General features: G+C 70.0%; 12 protein-coding genes. 5 read left to right on the top strand and 7 right to left on the bottom strand.

What is annotated here, in order from left to right; translation table 11 throughout:
- The first annotated feature begins 27 nt into the window (after positions 1-27).
- Positions 28-348: a 2Fe-2S iron-sulfur cluster-binding protein gene (locus CGQ25_RS03355; protein ID WP_208711805.1), complete on the top strand. Its 321-nt coding sequence runs from the start codon at positions 28-30 to the stop codon at positions 346-348.
- Positions 349-870: 522 nt separating this feature from the next.
- Here CGQ25_RS03355 and CGQ25_RS03350 read toward each other — a convergent pair.
- The 6 genes from CGQ25_RS03350 to speB all read right to left on the bottom strand — a co-directional run bounded on the left by CGQ25_RS03350 (position 871) and on the right by speB (position 10,477).
- Positions 871-2,808, bottom strand: coding sequence for an ABC transporter ATP-binding protein (locus tag CGQ25_RS03350; RefSeq protein ID WP_208712851.1), 1,938 nt, complete (start codon positions 2,806-2,808; stop codon positions 871-873).
- 142 nt (positions 2,809-2,950) lie between these two features.
- Complete coding sequence (locus CGQ25_RS03345; protein ID WP_208711804.1) at positions 2,951-4,720, bottom strand: ABC transporter ATP-binding protein; 1,770 nt, start codon at positions 4,718-4,720, stop codon at positions 2,951-2,953.
- Positions 4,721-4,883: 163 nt separating this feature from the next.
- Positions 4,884-6,905: an MDR family MFS transporter gene (locus CGQ25_RS03340; RefSeq protein WP_208712850.1), complete on the bottom strand. Its 2,022-nt coding sequence runs from the start codon at positions 6,903-6,905 to the stop codon at positions 4,884-4,886.
- 16 nt (positions 6,906-6,921) lie between these two features.
- Positions 6,922-7,422 carry a MarR family winged helix-turn-helix transcriptional regulator gene (locus CGQ25_RS03335; RefSeq protein ID WP_208711803.1) on the bottom strand — a complete coding sequence of 167 codons (501 nt, stop codon included), beginning with the start codon at positions 7,420-7,422 and terminating at the stop codon, positions 6,922-6,924.
- A 203-nt stretch (positions 7,423-7,625) separates the two neighbouring features.
- The gene (locus CGQ25_RS03330) at positions 7,626-9,317 is read right to left on the bottom strand and encodes a thiamine pyrophosphate-binding protein (RefSeq protein ID WP_208712849.1); all 1,692 of its coding nucleotides are present in this window, start codon (positions 9,315-9,317) and stop codon (positions 7,626-7,628) included.
- 119 nt (positions 9,318-9,436) lie between these two features.
- On the bottom strand, positions 9,437-10,477 hold the full coding sequence (gene speB, locus CGQ25_RS03325; protein ID WP_208711802.1) for an agmatinase: 1,041 nt from the start codon (positions 10,475-10,477) through the stop codon (positions 9,437-9,439).
- Positions 10,478-10,727: 250 nt separating this feature from the next.
- Between speB and CGQ25_RS03320 the strand changes: the two genes are divergently transcribed.
- Entirely contained in the window at positions 10,728-12,707 is a 1,980-nt protein-coding gene (locus CGQ25_RS03320; protein WP_208711801.1) for an amino acid transporter, read from the top strand.
- Between the two features lie 75 nt (positions 12,708-12,782).
- Positions 12,783-13,385 (top strand): bifunctional 2-polyprenyl-6-hydroxyphenol methylase/3-demethylubiquinol 3-O-methyltransferase UbiG, encoded by a 603-nt coding sequence (locus tag CGQ25_RS03315; protein WP_208711800.1) that lies wholly within the window; start codon positions 12,783-12,785, stop codon positions 13,383-13,385.
- A 54-nt stretch (positions 13,386-13,439) separates the two neighbouring features.
- Here CGQ25_RS03315 and CGQ25_RS03310 read toward each other — a convergent pair whose 3' ends face one another.
- Complete coding sequence (locus tag CGQ25_RS03310) at positions 13,440-14,015, bottom strand: cupin domain-containing protein (protein ID WP_208711799.1); 576 nt, start codon at positions 14,013-14,015, stop codon at positions 13,440-13,442.
- 237 nt (positions 14,016-14,252) lie between these two features.
- Here CGQ25_RS03310 and CGQ25_RS03305 point away from each other — a divergent pair, with 237 nt between their 5' ends.
- Together CGQ25_RS03305 and CGQ25_RS03300 are read left to right on the top strand one after the other, a co-directional pair.
- On the top strand, positions 14,253-15,371 hold the full coding sequence (locus CGQ25_RS03305; RefSeq protein WP_208711798.1) for a VIT1/CCC1 transporter family protein: 1,119 nt from the start codon (positions 14,253-14,255) through the stop codon (positions 15,369-15,371).
- A gap of 188 nt (positions 15,372-15,559) precedes the next feature.
- Positions 15,560-16,537, top strand: coding sequence for a glutamate ABC transporter substrate-binding protein (locus CGQ25_RS03300; RefSeq protein ID WP_208711797.1), 978 nt, complete (start codon positions 15,560-15,562; stop codon positions 16,535-16,537).

Genomic DNA, 16,537 nt, shown 5'->3' with positions numbered 1-16,537 from the left:
ACCAACCACTGCCGAAAGGTGAGCGCCATGCCCACGACCATCACCGCCGTCGACCGCGACGGCACCCAGCACTCCCTCGAATGGGACGAGGATCAGTCCCTCATGGAGGTCCTCCGCGACAACGACCTGCCCGTGCTCGCCTCGTGCGGCGGGACGGCGTCCTGCGCGACGTGCCACGTATACCTCGACGAGCCTGTCGCGGTCCGGCTGGGCGCGCGCAGCGCCGACGAGGAGGAGCTCCTGGCCGACGCCGAGGGGTTCCGCGAGTGCGGCTCCCGCCTCTCCTGCCAGATCGCGCACGACCAGGAGCTGGACGGCATCCGCGTGGAGCTCGCGCCGGAGTCCTGAGGGGCCCCTGCCACGCGCCCCACACCGTTTCGGGTACAGCTATTCCGCGCCCACGCCGTCTCGGGTACAGATAATCGACACCCGCGCCGTTTCGGGTACAGATAATCCACGCCCCACGCCGTTTCCGGTACAGCTAATCCACACGCACGCCGTTTCGGGTACGCACGACGCCGTCGGCGCCCCGCGCCCGACACGCTACCCGCCCTGCTGGCCGACTTCTCGGTCAGGCCGGGTGAACCGCCGTCTGGCAGAGGGCACGGGTTTTCTCCCCGACTGAGGCGCCGAGATGCGGATGAGACGGGTTGCGGGTGATGGTGAGACGCCCTGTCGCGGGCAGGACGCCCTCGAGTCGCCTCCCTCGCGTCGAGGCGTCTCCGTGCCTCGAGGCTCACCTCCCCCGTCCGCCTGCAGCCCGCGCCAGAGTTGCTGTACCCGAAACGCGCCGGGGGCGAATTTGGCGTACCCGAAACGCCACCAACGCGAATTTGGCGTACCCGAAACGCCGCAGGAGGGCGCGGGGGGCTAGGTGCGGGGCGGCGCTCCGGCCGACGCTGCGGTCTGCTCGTCGAGATCGATGCCCCCCGCGAATTGGCTCATGTAGAGCCGGTGGTAGGCGCCGCCGCGCTCTAGGAGTTCGTCGTGCCGGCCCTGCTCGACGATCTTGCCGTTCTCCATGACCAGGATCGTGTCCGCGTCCCGGATCGTGGAGAGCCGGTGGGCGATCACGAACGAGGTGCGGTCCGTGCGGAGCGCGGCCATGGCCTTCTGCACGAGCAGCTCGGTGCGGGTGTCCACGGACGAGGTGGCCTCGTCGAGGATCAGCAGCGAGGGGTTGGAGACGAAGGCGCGGGCGATCGTGATGAGCTGCTTCTCGCCGGCGGAGACGTTGGTGCCCTCCTCGTCGATGACGGTCTGGTAGCCGTCGGGAAGGGCCCTGACGAACCGGTCCACGTAGGTGGCCTTCGCCGCGGCGATGACCTCCTCTTCCGTCGCATCGAGGTTCCCGTAGCGGATGTTGTCGTAGATCGTCCCGCCGAACAGCCACGCATCCTGCAGGACCATGCCCACCTTCGAGCGGAGTTCGGCCCGCGAGAGGTCGCGGATGTCCACGCCGTCGAGCAGGATCCGGCCGGCCTGGATCTCGTAGAACCGCATCACGAGATTCACGAGGGTCGTCTTGCCGGCGCCGGTGGGGCCGACAATGGCGACGGTGTGGCCCGGCTCGGCCGTGAGCGACAGGTCCTCGATGAGCGGCTTGTCCTCGGAGTAGGAGAACGAGACGTGCTCGAAGTCGACGTGCCCGTCCGTGACCGCCGGCAGGTGCGAAGTGGCCGTCTCCGGCTCCTCTTCGTCGGCGTCGAGCAGCTCGAAGGTCCGTTCGGCGGAGGCGACGCCGGACTGGAGCATGTTGGCCATGCCCGCGATCTGGCCCAGCGGCTGCGTGAACTCGCGGGAGTACTGGATGAACGCGGTCGCGTCGCCGAGGCTCATCTGGCCGGCGGCGACCCGCAGGCCGCCCACGACGGCGATGCCCACGTAGGCGAGGTAGCTCACCCAGTTCATGACTGGGAAGATCATGCCGGACACGAACTGCGCGTTGAACGAGGCCCGGTACAGTTCCTCGTTCTTCTCGTCGAACCGGCGCACCATGTCCGCCTGGCGGCCGAACACCGTCGCGAGGTCGTGGCCCGAGAAGGACTCCTCGATCTGTCCGTTGAGCAGACCCGTGTTCTTCCACTGCGACTGGAACATCTTCTGGCTGCGCGAGCCGATCACGCCCGCGACCACGCCTGAGAGGGGCAGCGCGATGAGGGCGATGAGGGCGAGCTGCCACGACACGATGAACATCATGACGACGATGCCGAGCACCTGCAGGAGCGAGGACAGCAGCTGCGAGAACGCCTGCTGGAGGCCCTGCTGGATGTTGTCCACGTCGTTCGTCACCCGGGAGAGCACGTCGCCGCGCTGCCGGGTGTCGAAGTAGCCGAGCGGGAGGCGGTTGATCTTCGCCTCGATGTCCTGACGGAGCCGGTAGACGACCCGCATGACGAGCCGGTTGAGGATGTAGCCCTGCGCCCACATGAACACGCCGGCCACGAAGTACATGAGCAGCACGACGGCGATGAGGAACGTCAGCCGCGAGAAGTCGATGCCCTGTCCCGGCACGAGGTTCATGCCTGAGAGCATGTCCGCGAAGTTGTCCTGGCCCTGCGCCCGCAGGCCCTCGACGACCTGCTCCTTCGTGACGCCGGCAGGCATCTGCTTCCCGATCGCACCGGCGAAGATGACATCCATGGCCTGGCCGAGGATCTTCGGGGCGATCACGGTGAGCACCACAGAGACGAGGATGAAGAGCACGACGACGCTCATCAGCGCCCGCTCGGGCTTCAGCAGCCCCATGACCCGCTTGGCACTGGGGCCGAAGTTCTTGGCCTTCTTGGCCGGCAATTCGCCGAACATGCCGCCGTCGGCCTCGGTGGGGCGGTACTCCTCCTCGAGGATCTCCTCGGCTTCGGCGACCACCTGGCCGCTCTGGGGTGCTCCGTCCTGGGACACGGCTTCCTTCCGGACCTCGTTCCTGCCCTGCCTCTTGAAGCGGCGATCAGCCACCGTGCACCTCCTTGCTGCCGGAGGAGACGCTCGCGGCCTCTTCGGCCGTGATCTGCGACTGCACGATCTCCTGGTACGTCGGCGACGTCTCGAGCAGTTCCTCGTGCGTGCCGCGGTCCACGATCTTGCCCTTGTCGAGCACGAGGATGAGGTCCGCGTCGATGATCGTGGACACCCGCTGGGCCACGATGATGACCGTCGCGTCGGCGGTCTGCTTCTTCAGGGCGCGGCGCAGCCTCGCGTCCGTGGTGACGTCGAGGGCCGAGAAGGAGTCGTCGAACAGGTACACCGCGGGCTTCGCGACGAGGGCGCGCGCGATGCACAGGCGCTGGCGCTGGCCGCCGGAGACGTTCGTGCCGCCCTGCGCGATCCCGGCCTCGAGGCCCTTGGGCTTCTCGCGGACGAAGTCCGCTCCCTGCGCCACGTCGAGTGCCTGCCAGAGCTCATCCTCGCTCGCGTCCTCGCGGCCGAACCGGAGGTTGTGTGCGATCGAGCCCGAGAACAGGTAGGGCCGCTGCGGGACCATCGCCACGCGGGAGGTGATCTCGGAGCGGGGCATCCTGTCTACGGGCACCCCGTCGAGGAGCACCTGGCCGCGCTCCGCGTCGTAGAGGCGCGGGATGAGGGACAGCAGGGTCGTCTTGCCCGAACCGGTCGCACCGATGATCGCCACCGTCTGCCCCGGCCGCGCGGTGAACGTGAGGCCCGAGAGGACCGCGGCCTCCGCGCCCGGATACGAGAACGAGACGTCGCGGAACTCGACGACGCCCTCGCGCTTGGCCGGGATCTGCGGATCGCCGGGAGCGGCCATCGAGGGCACGACGGCGAGCACCTCGCCGATGCGGTCGGCGCAGACGGAGGCGCGCGGGATCATCATGGCCATGAACGTGCCCATCATGACGGCCATGAGGATCTGCAGGAGGTACTGGAGGAACGCCGTGAGCGACCCGACCTGCATTTCGCCCGCGTCCACACGCTGGCCGCCGAAGTACAGGACCGCGGCGGTGGACAGGTGCAGGAGCATCATGATGATCGGGAACATGAGCACGAAGATCGCGCCGACGCGGAGGGAGATGTCGGTGAGGGCCTTGTTCGCCTCGGCGAACCGCCCTTCCTCGAACGGCTCGCGCACGAAGGCGCGCACCACTCGGATGCCCATGATCTGCTCGCGCAGCACGCCGTTGATCCCGTCGACCCGCTTCTGCATGCCGCGGAAGAGTGGCAGGAGCAGGTACACGAGGTAGCCGACGATCGCGAACAGCACCGGCACGGACACCCAGACGAGCCACGAGAGCCCGAGGTCCTCGCGAAGCGCCATGATGATGCCGCCCACGCACATGATCGGCGCGGACACCATGAAGTTCAGCCCCATCAGGAGGACCATCTGGACCTGCTGGACATCATTGGTCCCGCGGGTGATCAGGGTCGGCGCACCGAAGGACTGCACCTCCTGTGCAGAGTAGGACGTGACCTTGCGGAACACTGCCTGCCGGAGGTCCCTGCCGAAGGCCATCGCGGTCTTCGAGCCGAAGTAGACCGCCGCGATCGCGGTGATCACCTGTGCCAGCGCGATGCCGAGCATGAGGGCGCCCTGGCGCCAGATGTACCCGGTGTCGCCCTTCGCGACGCCCTGGTCGATGATCTGGGCGTTGATGCTGGGCAGGTAGAGGGTCGCAATGGTGGTCGCGAGCTGGAAGACAACCACAGCCAGAATCCAGAGCCAGTAGCGGGCGCTGTAGCGCCGGATGAGTGTGAGGAGCATCGAAGTCCTTCGAGTCTTGGGCCCCTGCGGGATGCCGAAAGGGGCGTGTCAAGCGTAGGCCTGCGCGCACCTGCGGGGCATCAGTCCTGAGGACTAATCAGCCAGCCTGCGGACAGCGATTGTCCGCAGGCTGGCTGATCGATGAGAAGCCTCCGACAGGGCCTCAGGTCGCCGTGTGGCGGCCCCGCGTGGCGAGGTAGAGCGCCGCCTCCTTCTGGAGCTGCCGCTCGGCCGCAAGCTCGGCCTGGAGTTCGGCGAGCAACGCCGCCGTCTCGGCCTGGGCCTTGGCCGTCTGGCCCTGCTCGGCGGCGATGCGCTGCTGTACCTCGAGCTGGTCCGCGACCCGGGAGAACAGCTGGCCCAGTTGGACCTGCTGCGCGGCGAGGAGCCGCTGCGTCTCCTGGAGGACAGCGGCGTCGGGCACGCCGGCGGCACCTGCGCGCTCCGCGGACGAAGACGCTGACTCGGCCTCGGCCAGCAGGAGCTGCAGCTCGCCGTCCAGGCCCGCGGCCTCGCCCTCGCGCCCGGCCAGTGCGGCGCGGACCGCAGCCCGGCGGGACGCGCCGTCGTCGGCCGCACCCGCCGCGGGTGTGCGTGCCTCCGCGCCGCGACGGACAGCGGACGACGGCGAGCCGGTCGCCTCGGGCGAGGAGGCGGCGTCGTGCGCCTGGCCCGGTTCGGAGGGCTTGACGATGTCCACCGTGCGGCGCAGCGGGACCTCCTTGATGAAGGCCACCGCGATGAGCGCGACGACCGCGATCACGGCGGCGATGAGGAACACCCGGGCGGTCGCGTCGCCGAACGCGCCGCGGACGATCTCGGCGATGGGGGCAGGCATGTCCTTGAGGTCCATGCTCCCGCCGGCGGAGCCGCCCGAGGCCTGGATGCCGTGGTCGGCGAGGCCCTGGACGACGAGGTCGCTCGAGCGGTTGCTCAGGACGGCGCCGAGCACCGAGACCCCGACCGCGCCGAACACCGAGCGGAAGAACGCGACCGTGGAGCTGGCCGTGCCGATATCCGCGGCGCGGACAGTGTTCTGCACGCCGAGCACGAGGTTCTGCATGGTCATGCCGAGGCCGAGGCCGAGCCCGAACGTGTACACGCCGGTGATCCAGAGCTCGGTGGTGTGGTCGATCGTGCCGAGGAGGCCCAGGCTCGCGATCGTCAGGACGGAGCCGAGGACGAGCCAGCGCTTCCACTTGCCGGTCCGCGTGATGATCTGGCCGGACGCGACCGAGCCGAGGAAGTTGCCCGCGATCATGGGCAGGGTCAGCAGGCCGGCCTCGGTCGGCGTCGCGCCGCGGGCCACCTGGAAGTACTGGCCCAGGAAGGAGGACGACGCGAACATGGCCACGCCGACGGCCGCGGACGCGAGGATGCTGAGCGCCGTCGTGCGGTTGGCGACGATCTTGAGCGGGATGATCGGCATGGCCACGCGTGACTCGACGACCACGAGGAGGATCAGGCCCAGGACGGACCCGCCGACCATGACGGCGGTCTGCCAGCTCCACCAGTCGTAGTAGTCGGCCTTGCCGGCGAAGGAGACCCAGATGAGCAGCGTCGAGACCGAGGCGGTGAGCAGGATGGTGCCGAGCCAGTCGATCTTGGCGGGGCGCTTGACGTGCTGGATCTTGAGCGTGGTCTGGATGAGGAACAGCGCGACGACGGCGAGCGGCACGCAGACGAAGAACGTCCAGCGCCAGCCGAGCGGCGAGTCCACGATGAAGCCGCCCAGGAGCGGGCCGCCCGCGGTGCCGACCGCCATGACGGCGCCCATGTAGCCCGAGTACTTGCCGCGCTCGCGCGGCGGGATCATGGTGCCGATGATCGCCATGGCCAGGGCCGTGAGGCCGCCCATGCCGATGCCCTGGATCACGCGCGCCGTGAGGAGCGACGGGATGTCCTGCGCGAACCCGGCGATGACCGATCCCGCGACGAACACCACGATGTTCAGCTGGGTGAGGAGCTTCTTGTTGAACAGGTCCGCGAGCTTGCCCCAGACCGGGGTGGTCACGGCGTTGGCCAGGAGGGCCGCGGTGATGACCCACGCGAAGTCGGTCTGGGTGCCCTTGAGGTCCGACATGATGGTCGGCAGGGCGTTCGCCACGATCGTGGACGAGAGGATCGCGGTGAAGAACGCCGCGAGGAGGCCCGTGAGGGCCTCGAGGATCTGCTTGTGGCTCATCTGCGGAGCCGGTGCTTCAGTGGGCTGCACGCGCTTCCTCCTGTGCGGTCGTAGTGGTCACGGCTGTGAGGCGGCGGTCGGCGGAGCCGCGCCGGAGGGCGTCCGAGAGCTGGGACAGGCCCTCGACCGCGGCGGCCGCCTGCCCCTCGTCCCAGTCGGCGAGGTAGCCCTGGAGCCGGGCGATCCGGTGCTCCTCGATCTCGCGCAGCGCGGCCCACCCGGACTCGGTGAGCGCGATGAGCTGGGCCCTGCGGTCCTCGGGGTCGCGGTGCCGCTCGACGTACCCGAGGGCCTCGAGGTCGGAGAGGTGCCGACTCAGGACCGGGGCGCTCACCCCGAGCCGCGAGGCGATCTCGACGGCGCGCCCCCCGTGCTCGGCGACCATGCGCAGCACGCCCTGGAAGGCGACGCCGAGGTCGTGGTGCTTGAGCTCCGAGTTGGCGAGGCAGCGCACGACGCGCTGGAGGTCGAAGACCCGGTGGACGAGTTCCCGCGCGGTCTCGGGATCGACAGGCATTGCCGCCTCCTCAATTGATTGCTTACAGCAACTATACGCCGTGAAGGTTGCCTACACAAACCAATTCGCTAGGTAACCTTTGTAAGCTTCGCCACTCTCCGGCGCGGGCGCCCGCCCTTAACGACGTCTGGGGGTCACCTTCTGGGGGTCACATCAAGTGACCCCCAGAAGGTGACCCCCAGACGGGGCGGCGCGCGGGCGGGCTACGCCTCCAGGTGCGTCGGGGCGAACATCTTCAGGAGCGTCTCGACCACGACGACGTTGGGCCCGTCCGCGGCGAAGCCCTCCTCCAGCGCCTCCCGCACCCGGTCCACGGGGACGCGCTTGGCCGGGACGCCGAAGGATTCTGCGAGCGCCACGAAGTCCGGACGCGCGAGCTCCGTCGCGGTGGCCTTGCCGAAGGCGCCCACCATGTACTCGCGCAGGATCCCGTACCCGCCGTCGTCGACGATGAGCCACGTGACCGGGACGTTGTGCTGCCGCGCCGTCGCGAGCTCGGAGATCGAGTACATCGCGGAACCGTCCCCGGACACCGCGAGCACGCGCGCGGGCTTGCCGATGGTCGCGAGCCCCACGGCCCCGCCGATCGCGGCGGGGAACCCGAAGCCGAGGCCGCCCGCGCCCTGGGCGGAGTGGAACTGGCCCTGCCGGGCGTCCCAGCAGCTCCAGGCCCAGTAGGCGGAGATCGTCATGTCCCAGAAGGTCTGCATGTCGTCCGGCACGGCCGCGCGGATGTCCGCCATGAAGCGCAGCTCCTTGCCGAGGTCCTGCGAGGCGAGGCGCGCGCGGACAGCTTCGAGCGAGTCGGCGACCACCTCCTCCGGGCTCCTCCCGTGCCAGTCCGGGGCCGGCCGCTCCCCGTCGAGCGCCCCGGGCAGCGCCGCGTCCAATGCGGCGTTCAGTGCGTCCAGCGCCTGCCCGGCGTCGGCCCGGATCCCCAGTCCGGGCCGGTTCGACTCGAGGACCCTCGGTTCGGCGTCGATCTGGATGATCCGCCCGCGCGGCTCGAACGTGAAGTAGTTCGACGTGACCTCCCCCAGCGAGGACCCGATGACCACGAGCACGTCCGCGTCCTCGAGGAGGTCGGTCATGTGCCGGTCCTCGATCCAGGACTGGAGCGAGAGCGGGTGCTCCCACGGGAACGCTCCGTTGCCGCCGGGCGTGCAGATCACCGGGGCCCGCAGGCGCTCGGCGAAGGAGAGCAGCGCCTTCTCGGCGTGCCCGCGCCGGGTGCCGCCGCCGGCGATGACCGCGGGCCGACGGGCCTCGCGCAGCCACCTGACGGCCTCGCGCACGAGCTCGACGCGGGGCGGGTTGTCGGCCGCGACCGCGAGCGCGTCCTCGACCGGCGGGACCATGATCGGCTCGAGCAGCACGTTCTGCGGGATCTCGACCCACACGGGACCCTGTGGCGAGGAGATCGCGTCTGTCCAGGCGTCCTGGATGGCGGACGGGATGCCCGAGGCGTGCTGGATGAGCCGCTGGCTCTTCGTGACGTTCGCGGCGGATGCCTTCTGGTCGTCGAGCTGGTGCAGCATGCCCTTGCGCCGCGCGCCGAGGCCCTCGAGCGGGATCTGGCTCGCGATGACCACCATCGGCACGCCGGTCGCGTACGCCTCCTGGAGGCCCGCGAGCGAGGTGAGCGCACCGGGGCCGGTGGAGAGGAACAGGACCCCGACCTCGCCCGTGGCCCGGGAATAGCCGTCCGCGGCGAACGCCGAGTTGTTCTCCACCCGGCTCGAGACGAACTTCAGGTTCCCGCGGCCCATCGCGTCGAACAGCCCGAGCGCGTGCTGGCCGGGGATTCCGAACACGGTCTTCGCGCCCAGCGCCTCGAGCGTCTCGACGACGAGGTCGCCGCCGTTCCGCACGGAACGGTCACCGACCTGGCGCACGACGCCGTCCTGGCCGCCCTGCGCTGCACGCTCGCCGTCCTCGCGGGCCGCCGCGGCGATGCCCGCCTCGCGGGCCTGGATCGCCTCGGCCTCCCCCGTGCGGGGCGACTCGACGGCGCTCACTGGGCGCCCGCCGTCGTGCGCTGCTCGGCGGGGATCCCGTGCTCTTGGTTTCGACTGCGCTCAACCACCGGGCGGGGCAGTTCGCTCATGAGCGTGACGAGGTCGTAGGCGACGTGGCTCGCGGCGACGCCGGTGATCTCGGCGTGGTCGTAGGCGGGGGCGACTTCGACGACGTCGGCAGCGACGAGGTTGAGCCCGCGCAGGCCGCGGATGATCTCGAGGAGTTCGCGACTGGTCATGCCGCCGGCCTCGGGCGTGCCGGTGCCCGGCGCGTGCGCGGGGTCCAGGACGTCGATGTCCACCGAGATGTACAGCGGGCGTCTGCCGATGCGGTCGCGCAGCTTCGCCACCACCTCGCGGACGCCCTGGTAGTAGACGTCGGAGGACGTGACGATGCCGAAGCCGAAGCGGCGGTCGTCTTCGAGGTCGCGCTTGCCGTAGAGCGGGCCGCGGGTGCCGACGTGGGAGATCGCCTCGGTGTCGAGGAGGCCCTCCTCGACGGCCCGCCGGAACGGGGTGCCGTGCGTGTACTCGGCGCCGAAGTACGTGTCCCAGGTGTCGAGGTGGGCGTCGAAGTGCAGGAGCGCCACGGGTTCCCCCGCGCGTTCGGACGCGGCGCGCAGGAGCGGGAGGGCAATGGTGTGGTCGCCGCCGAGCGTGAGGAGGCGCGCGCCGTCGGCCGTGAGGTCCAGCGCGTCCTGCTGGATGGTCTCGATGGCCTCGTGGATGTTGAAGGGGTTCACCGCCATGTCACCGGCGTCGGCGACCTGGGCGCTCGCGAACGGCGAGACGTCCTGCGCCGGGTTGTAGGGGCGCAGGAGGCGGCTCGCCTCGCGGACGTGGTTCGCGCCGAAGCGCGCGCCCGGGCGGTAGGAGACGCCCGAGTCGAAGGGGACGCCCACGACCGCGATGTCCGCCCGCTGCACCTGGTCCAGGCGGGGCAGCCGGGCGAACGTCGCGGCGCCGGAGAAGCGCGGGATGCGGGATGAATCAATGGGGCCGAGGTTGCCGTTCTCCTCGATGCGCAGCTCTTGCACGATAACCCTCCGTAGGTGGCTCTTCTGTGAGCCAGCCTACAGGAAAAGTTGCCCTCTATGCACCCCTTGTTTACCGGATTGGCCGACTGGGATCGCGCCGTGACCTCGTCGCGCAGGGTTCCTCGCCGGCGTCGTCCGCAAAGACGCCGCGAGGGCGCCGTAAAGGTTCCATAAAAGGCAGCAGTCCCGGCCGCGGCGCCGCCCTACGCTCCAGTGGACGCCATCCCCGCGTCCCGCACCAGCAGGAGCCATGAGCACACTCACCCGACCCCCCGCCGAGCCGAGCCCCAAGCGGCGCCACCACGACCAGCACCCACTGAGGACCTGGCTCCTCGAGGGGATGCCCGAGACGGCCGGCAAGAGGCAAGGCCCCCACGGCGTCCCCAAGGAGGACCACAAGCCCGCCTCATGGTGGCGCGTCATGTGCCTCACCGGCGTCGACTACTTCTCGACCCTCGGCTACCAGCCCGCCATCGCGGCCCTTGCCGCGGGGCTGCTCGCTCCGATGGCGACGGTCATCCTCGTGATCGTCACCCTCGCGGGAGCGCTTCCGGTCTACCGCCGGGTGGCGCGCGAGAGCCATCGCGGCGAGGGGTCGATCGCCATGCTCGAGCGGCTCATGGGCCGGTGGACCGGGAAGCTGTTCGTACTGGCGCTCCTCGGCTTCGCGGCCACGGACTTCATGATCACCATGACGCTCTCGGCGGCGGATGCGAGCGCGCACCTCATCGAGAACCCGTTCGCGCCGGAGGCGTTCCACGGCCAGCAGGTCACCATCACGCTCGTGCTCATCGCGGCGCTCGCGGTCGTGTTCCTGCGCGGGTTCAAGGAGGCCATCAACGTCGCGGTCGTGCTCGTGGGGCTGTACCTGGCGCTGAACGCGGTGGTGGTCGGGACCGCCGTCGTGCGCGTGTTCACGGAAGGTGCGGTGGTCACCGACTGGTGGACCGCCCTCACCACCCAGCACAGCGACCCCCTCATGATGGTGGGCATCTCCCTGCTCGTGTTCCCGAAGCTCGCGCTCGGCCTGTCCGGCTTCGAGACCGGCGTGGCCGTCATGCCGCAGGTCAAGGGCTACCCGACGGACACCGAGGAGAACCCCGAGGGCCGTATCCGCGGGACGCACCGGCTCCTGACCACCGCGGCGCTCATCATGTCCTCGTTCCTGATCACCTCGAGCTTCGCCACGACCGTGCTCATCCCCGCGCAGGAGTTCGAGGACGGCGGCAAGGCCAACGGGCGCGCCCTCGCCTACCTCGCCCACCAGTTCTTCGGCGACGGGTTCGGCACGGTCTACGACATCTCCACCATCGCGATCCTCTGGTTCGCAGGGGCCTCGGCCATGGCCGGGCTCCTCAACCTCGTCCCGAGGTACCTCCCCCGCTACGGGATGGCCCCGGCGTGGACGCGCGCGGTGCGGCCGCTCGTGCTCGTGTTCTCCGCGGTCGCGTTCCTCATCACCTGGATCTTCGACGCGAACGTCGAGGCCCAGGGCGGCGCGTATGCCACCGGCGTCCTCGTGCTCATGACCTCGGCGGCCGTGGCCGTGACCCTCTCGGCGAAGCACCGCAGGCAGCGGTCCCGGACCTGGGCGTTCGGGGTGGTCAGCGCCGTGTTCACCTACACGACGATCGCCAACGTGGTCGAGCGGCCGGACGGCATCCGGATCGCAGCGCTGTTCATCGTCGGCATCATCGTGGTCTCGTTCGCCTCCCGCGTGCGGCGCTCGTTCGAGCTGCGCGCCACCCACGTCCGCCTCGACGAGCAGGCCCTCGAGTTCCTCACCGACGTCGAGCAGGGCCCGATCCGGCTCATCGCCCACGAGCCCAAGCGCCTCGACTCCGAGCGCTACCGCAACAAGCTCGAGCACGCCCGCGCCGCGAACCACCTGCCCGAGGACGCGGACATCCTGTTCATCGAGGTCGTCGTGGACGACTCCTCCGAATTCGAGCAGGAGCTCGACGTCGTGGGCATCAAGCGGCACGGCTTCAAGGTGCTCGAGGTGCACTCGAACAACGTGCCCAACACCCTCGCCGCCGTGCTCCTGCACCTGCGCAACGTCACCGGCCTCATGCCGCACATCTACTTCCGCTGGACCGAGGGAAACCCGGTCACGAACCTCACGAAGTTCCTGTTCTTCGGCGAGGGCGAGATCGCCCCGGTGACCCGCGAGGTGCTCCGCGAGGCCGAGCCGGACATCACTGAGCGGCCCTGGGTCCACGTCGGCTGAGCCTCTCGTCCGGGCCGTGGCGGGTACGCACGACGGCGCCGGCCCACCTCGCACTGACCCAAGGAGGACTGAGCCATGAGGGCCTTCTACAACCTCTGGTACCGCCGCGGCACTCCGCCCTGGGTAGGCCCGGCCCGGGTGGAGCTCGTTCAGCTGGTCGAGTCGGGCCGCATCCCGCCGGGCCGGTCCCTCGACCTGGGCTGCGGCGAAGGGGACAACTCCGTGTTCCTCGCGCGGCACGGCTTCGAGGCGACCGGCGTCGACTTCGCCCCGGCAGCCCTCGCGAAGGCGAGGTCGAAGGCGGAGGCGGCGGGCGTCGTCGTGCGCTTCATCGAAGACGACCTCACCACCATGCGCCGCGTGTCCGGTCCCTTCGATGTCCTCGTGGACTACGGCTCGTTCGACGACCTGCATGGACGGGACCGGGAGGCGTACGTGCGCGCGGTCGTGCCGCTGCTCCGCGCGGGCGGGCTGTTCCTGCTGTGGTGCTTCGAGTGGGTTCCATCGCTGTGGGAGAGGGCGGCCGTGGCCGCGCTGCCCTTCGGGGACATGGCGCTGCGCCCGGGTGAGGTCGAGGACCGCTTCGGACGAGACTTCTCCATCGAGCGCATCGCGGGCGAGTCCGGGCTGAAGGGCTGGCCGCACGGGTGGGCGGCGTACCTCATGACGCGGCGGTGACGCGGGCCGCCGGCCTTCCCGGCCGGATGGGGATTGCGCTGGGCAAGGGCGGGGTCAGCGCGAGGCAGCCGGCACGAGGATCCAGAGGACGGTCGCGGGCCTGTCCGTGGGGTTGACCCAGGTGTGCGGTTCGCGGCCGGGGAAGGTGAGCGTGTCCCCGGCACTGAGGGCGTACCGCTCGTTGGTCATCACGAGCTCGATCTGGCCCCGCACCACGTGGAGCACGTCCACGTCGCAGTCCACGGCGTAGAGCTCCGACTCCCCCGTGCCGTGCGGCTCGATGTCCGCCTGCAGCACCTGCACCCGCCGCTCCGACCTCGCGGTGAGGAGCTTCTCCACGATCCCCTCGCCGCCGAGGGAGATCCGTGGGGCCTCGGCGGCGCGGGTGAGGTGGGTCTCGGGGGTGGCGAAGAGGTCGCCGATCGAGAGGGAGAGGACCTGGCACAGCGTCACGAGCGAGGCGACCGAGGGGGAGGTGAGGTCCCGCTCCACCCGTGAGAGGAACCCCTTCGTCAGCCCGGTCGCGTCTGCCACCTGCTCGATGGTCATCCGCTGGGACTGCCGCGCGGCGCGGATGCGGGAACCGATGGCCACGGGGGCGTTGCTCGGCTCGACGGGCAGGGCTTTCATCTGGTTCTCCCCAAGACGCTGGAGGCAGGCTGGCGTTCTGCCAGGACGATGTGCTCGGTCCCGCAAGCCTAGAGGACAACAGCCGTTGCCTTCTAGGCACCCGTGCCCGAGGAGGGCGAGATTGCGGCCCGCCTAACTCAGGAGCAGCGGTATACCGGCCGAAAATCGGCGGCCAAAAGGACTACAGTGCTGGAGGCAAAGGCGCCCGCAGTTCGCCCGTGAAGCCCAGGAGACGCCATGCAGAAGACCTCCCCCACCGCGCCCGGATCCCGCCCGGACCCCTCCTCGTCCGACGTCCGGCGCTGGCGCCAGTACCTCGCCGACGAGAGGGCCGAGGCAGCCATCTACCGGGCGCTCGCGTCGCGCCGCGAGGGCGAGGAGCGCGACATCCTGCTCGGCCTGGCCGAGGCCGAGGGACGCCATGAGGCCCACTGGAGGACCCTGCTGGGCGAGAAGGCCGGCCGTCCCGTGGCGCCCTCGCTGCGCAGCCAGCTCCTCGGGTTCCTCGCCCGGCACTTCGGCAGCGTCTTCGTCCTCGCGCTCGCCCAGCGGGCCGAGAGCCGCTCCCCGTACGCGGACGACCCATTCGCCACCCCCGCGATGGCGGCGGACGAGCGCATCCACGAGGAGGTCGTGCGAGGCCTCGCGATCCGCGGCCGCACCCGCCTCTCCGGGACGTTCCGCGCAGCGGTGTTCGGGGCCAACGACGGCCTCGTGAGCAACCTGTCCCTCGTGGCAGGCATGGCCGCCTCGGGCGTCGCGAGCCACGTCGTGCTGCTCTCCGGCGTCGCAGGGCTGCTTGCCGGCGCGCTGTCCATGGGCGCCGGGGAGTTCATCTCCGTCCGCTCGCAGCGCGAGCTGCTCTCGGCGTCGCGCCCCACCCAGATCACCCTGACCGCCGCCCCGGACCTGGACCTCACCCAGAACGAGCTCGTGCTCGTCTACAAGGCGCGCGGCATGAGCCAGCAGGCCGCCGAGCACCGCGCGGCCGAGCGGCTCGGCCACTTCGCGTGCGACTGCGACCCGAGCCTGTCGCTCCACCCGGAGAAGGAGGAGGCCGAGGACGAGCACGAGGCCATCGGCTCCGCGTGGGGCGCGGCGCTCTCGAGCTTCTGCTTCTTCGCCTCGGGCGCGATTGTGCCGATCATCCCGTTCCTCTTCGGCATGACCGGGGTTCCGGCGCTGGTCCTGGCCGGAGTCCTCGTGGGCCTCGCACTCCTCGCCACCGGGGCAGTGGTCGGCCTGCTCGCCGGCGCCTCGCCGCTCACGCGGGCCCTGCGCCAGCTGGGCATCGGCTTCGGCGCGGCCGGAGTGACGTACGTTCTCGGCTGGGTCTTCGGGGCCACGGTCGGCTAGCTGGGCGGAGGCCGGCATCCCGGCACGTCCCGCGGCCCCTGCGGCCGGACGGCGCCGAGCCACTCCCGCGCGGGGTCTGCAGTACTGGCGCACCGCGTGCCTAGACTGACCCTGCGGCACCTGGTGGGGCCCGAGAGCCACGGTCAGGCGCCCGTACTGAGGAATCAGGGGAAACGGGAGGAACTGCCATGGACCAGATCGAGAATGCTCGGCGCAGCCTCAGCAGAAGGGGACTTCTGGGAATCGGCCTCGGCGCAGTGAGTGCCGGAGCGCTGGCCGCCTGTTCCAGCTCCCCCACGCTTCCGGCGTCGTCGGGTTCCGCGAGCGCGGGGGCGTCCTCCTCCGGCTCGGCGATCGACCTCGCGGCCTTCGATGCCGTCCTCTCGAAGGGGGCGGTCGCGGATGCCTCGCTCGTGGACGGCAACTCCTGGGCCAAGGCCATCAAGGACCGCGGGACGATCAACCGCGGCGGCACCGACACGTCGTCGCTCTTCTCGCTCAGGGACCCGACCACGGGGAAGGTCGCGGGCTTCGACGCGGGCATCTCCCAGCTCCTGGCGAAGTACATCACCGGGCAGCCGAAGGAGAACCTCAGCCAGGTCACGGTCGACACCCGGGAGACGCTCCTGCAGAACCAGTCCGTCGACCTGATCGTGGCGACCTACTCGATCACCCCCGCCCGCCAGCAGAAGGTCGACTTCGCGGGGCCGTACTACGAGTCGAAGTCGGCGATCCTGGTCAAGTCCACCAACAACGACATCAACTCCGTCGACGACCTCGCGGGCAAGAACGTCGCGACCCAGGCGGCGAGCACCGGCGTCGCACTCCTGCAGAAGTACGCACCCAAGGCGAACGTGCAGACCTTCGACGACAACCCGAAGTGCCTCGCGGCGGTGCAGCAGGGCCGTGTCGATGCGTACGTGATCGACCAGTCGATCCTGCTGTCGAACGTCGCGAAGAACAAGGACGTCAAGATCGTCGGGGAGCCGTTCGGCTCGTCGGATCCGTACGGGATCGGGCTGCACAAGGGCAGCGATGCGCTCGCCTTCGTCAACGCCTGGCTGAAGGTCATGGAGGGCGACGGATCCTGGGCCGCCCTCTGGAAGGCGACCGTCGGCCAGGTGGTCAAGACGGAGCCGCCCGCGCCGCCCGCCATCGCCTCCTGA

The sequence above is a fragment of the Sinomonas sp. R1AF57 genome, from assembly GCF_002224485.1.
GTDB classification, from domain to species: Bacteria; Actinomycetota; Actinomycetes; order Actinomycetales; family Micrococcaceae; genus Sinomonas; species Sinomonas flava.
The sequence above is the reverse complement of the archived record's forward strand: the minus strand, read 5'-3'. Positions and strand labels throughout refer to the sequence as shown.

Excerpts from the sequence above, each read along its gene's own strand:
- CGQ25_RS03335 (WP_208711803.1), bottom strand. The coding sequence starts at position 7,422 with ATGCCTGTCGATCCCGAGACCGCGCGGGAACTCGTCCACCGGGTCTTC.
- CGQ25_RS03340 (WP_208712850.1), bottom strand. The coding sequence starts at position 6,905 with ATGAGCCACAAGCAGATCCTCGAGGCCCTCACGGGCCTCCTCGCGGCG.
- CGQ25_RS03350 (WP_208712851.1), bottom strand. The coding sequence starts at position 2,808 with ATGTTCGGCGAATTGCCGGCCAAGAAGGCCAAGAACTTCGGCCCCAGT.
- CGQ25_RS03300 (WP_208711797.1), top strand. The coding sequence starts at position 15,560 with ATGGACCAGATCGAGAATGCTCGGCGCAGCCTCAGCAGAAGGGGACTT.
- CGQ25_RS03310 (WP_208711799.1), bottom strand. The coding sequence starts at position 14,015 with ATGAAAGCCCTGCCCGTCGAGCCGAGCAACGCCCCCGTGGCCATCGGT.
- CGQ25_RS03320 (WP_208711801.1), top strand. The coding sequence starts at position 10,728 with ATGAGCACACTCACCCGACCCCCCGCCGAGCCGAGCCCCAAGCGGCGC.
- CGQ25_RS03315 (WP_208711800.1), top strand. The coding sequence starts at position 12,783 with ATGAGGGCCTTCTACAACCTCTGGTACCGCCGCGGCACTCCGCCCTGG.
- CGQ25_RS03345 (WP_208711804.1), bottom strand. The coding sequence starts at position 4,720 with ATGCTCCTCACACTCATCCGGCGCTACAGCGCCCGCTACTGGCTCTGG.
- CGQ25_RS03305 (WP_208711798.1), top strand. The coding sequence starts at position 14,253 with ATGCAGAAGACCTCCCCCACCGCGCCCGGATCCCGCCCGGACCCCTCC.
- CGQ25_RS03355 (WP_208711805.1), top strand. The coding sequence starts at position 28 with ATGCCCACGACCATCACCGCCGTCGACCGCGACGGCACCCAGCACTCC.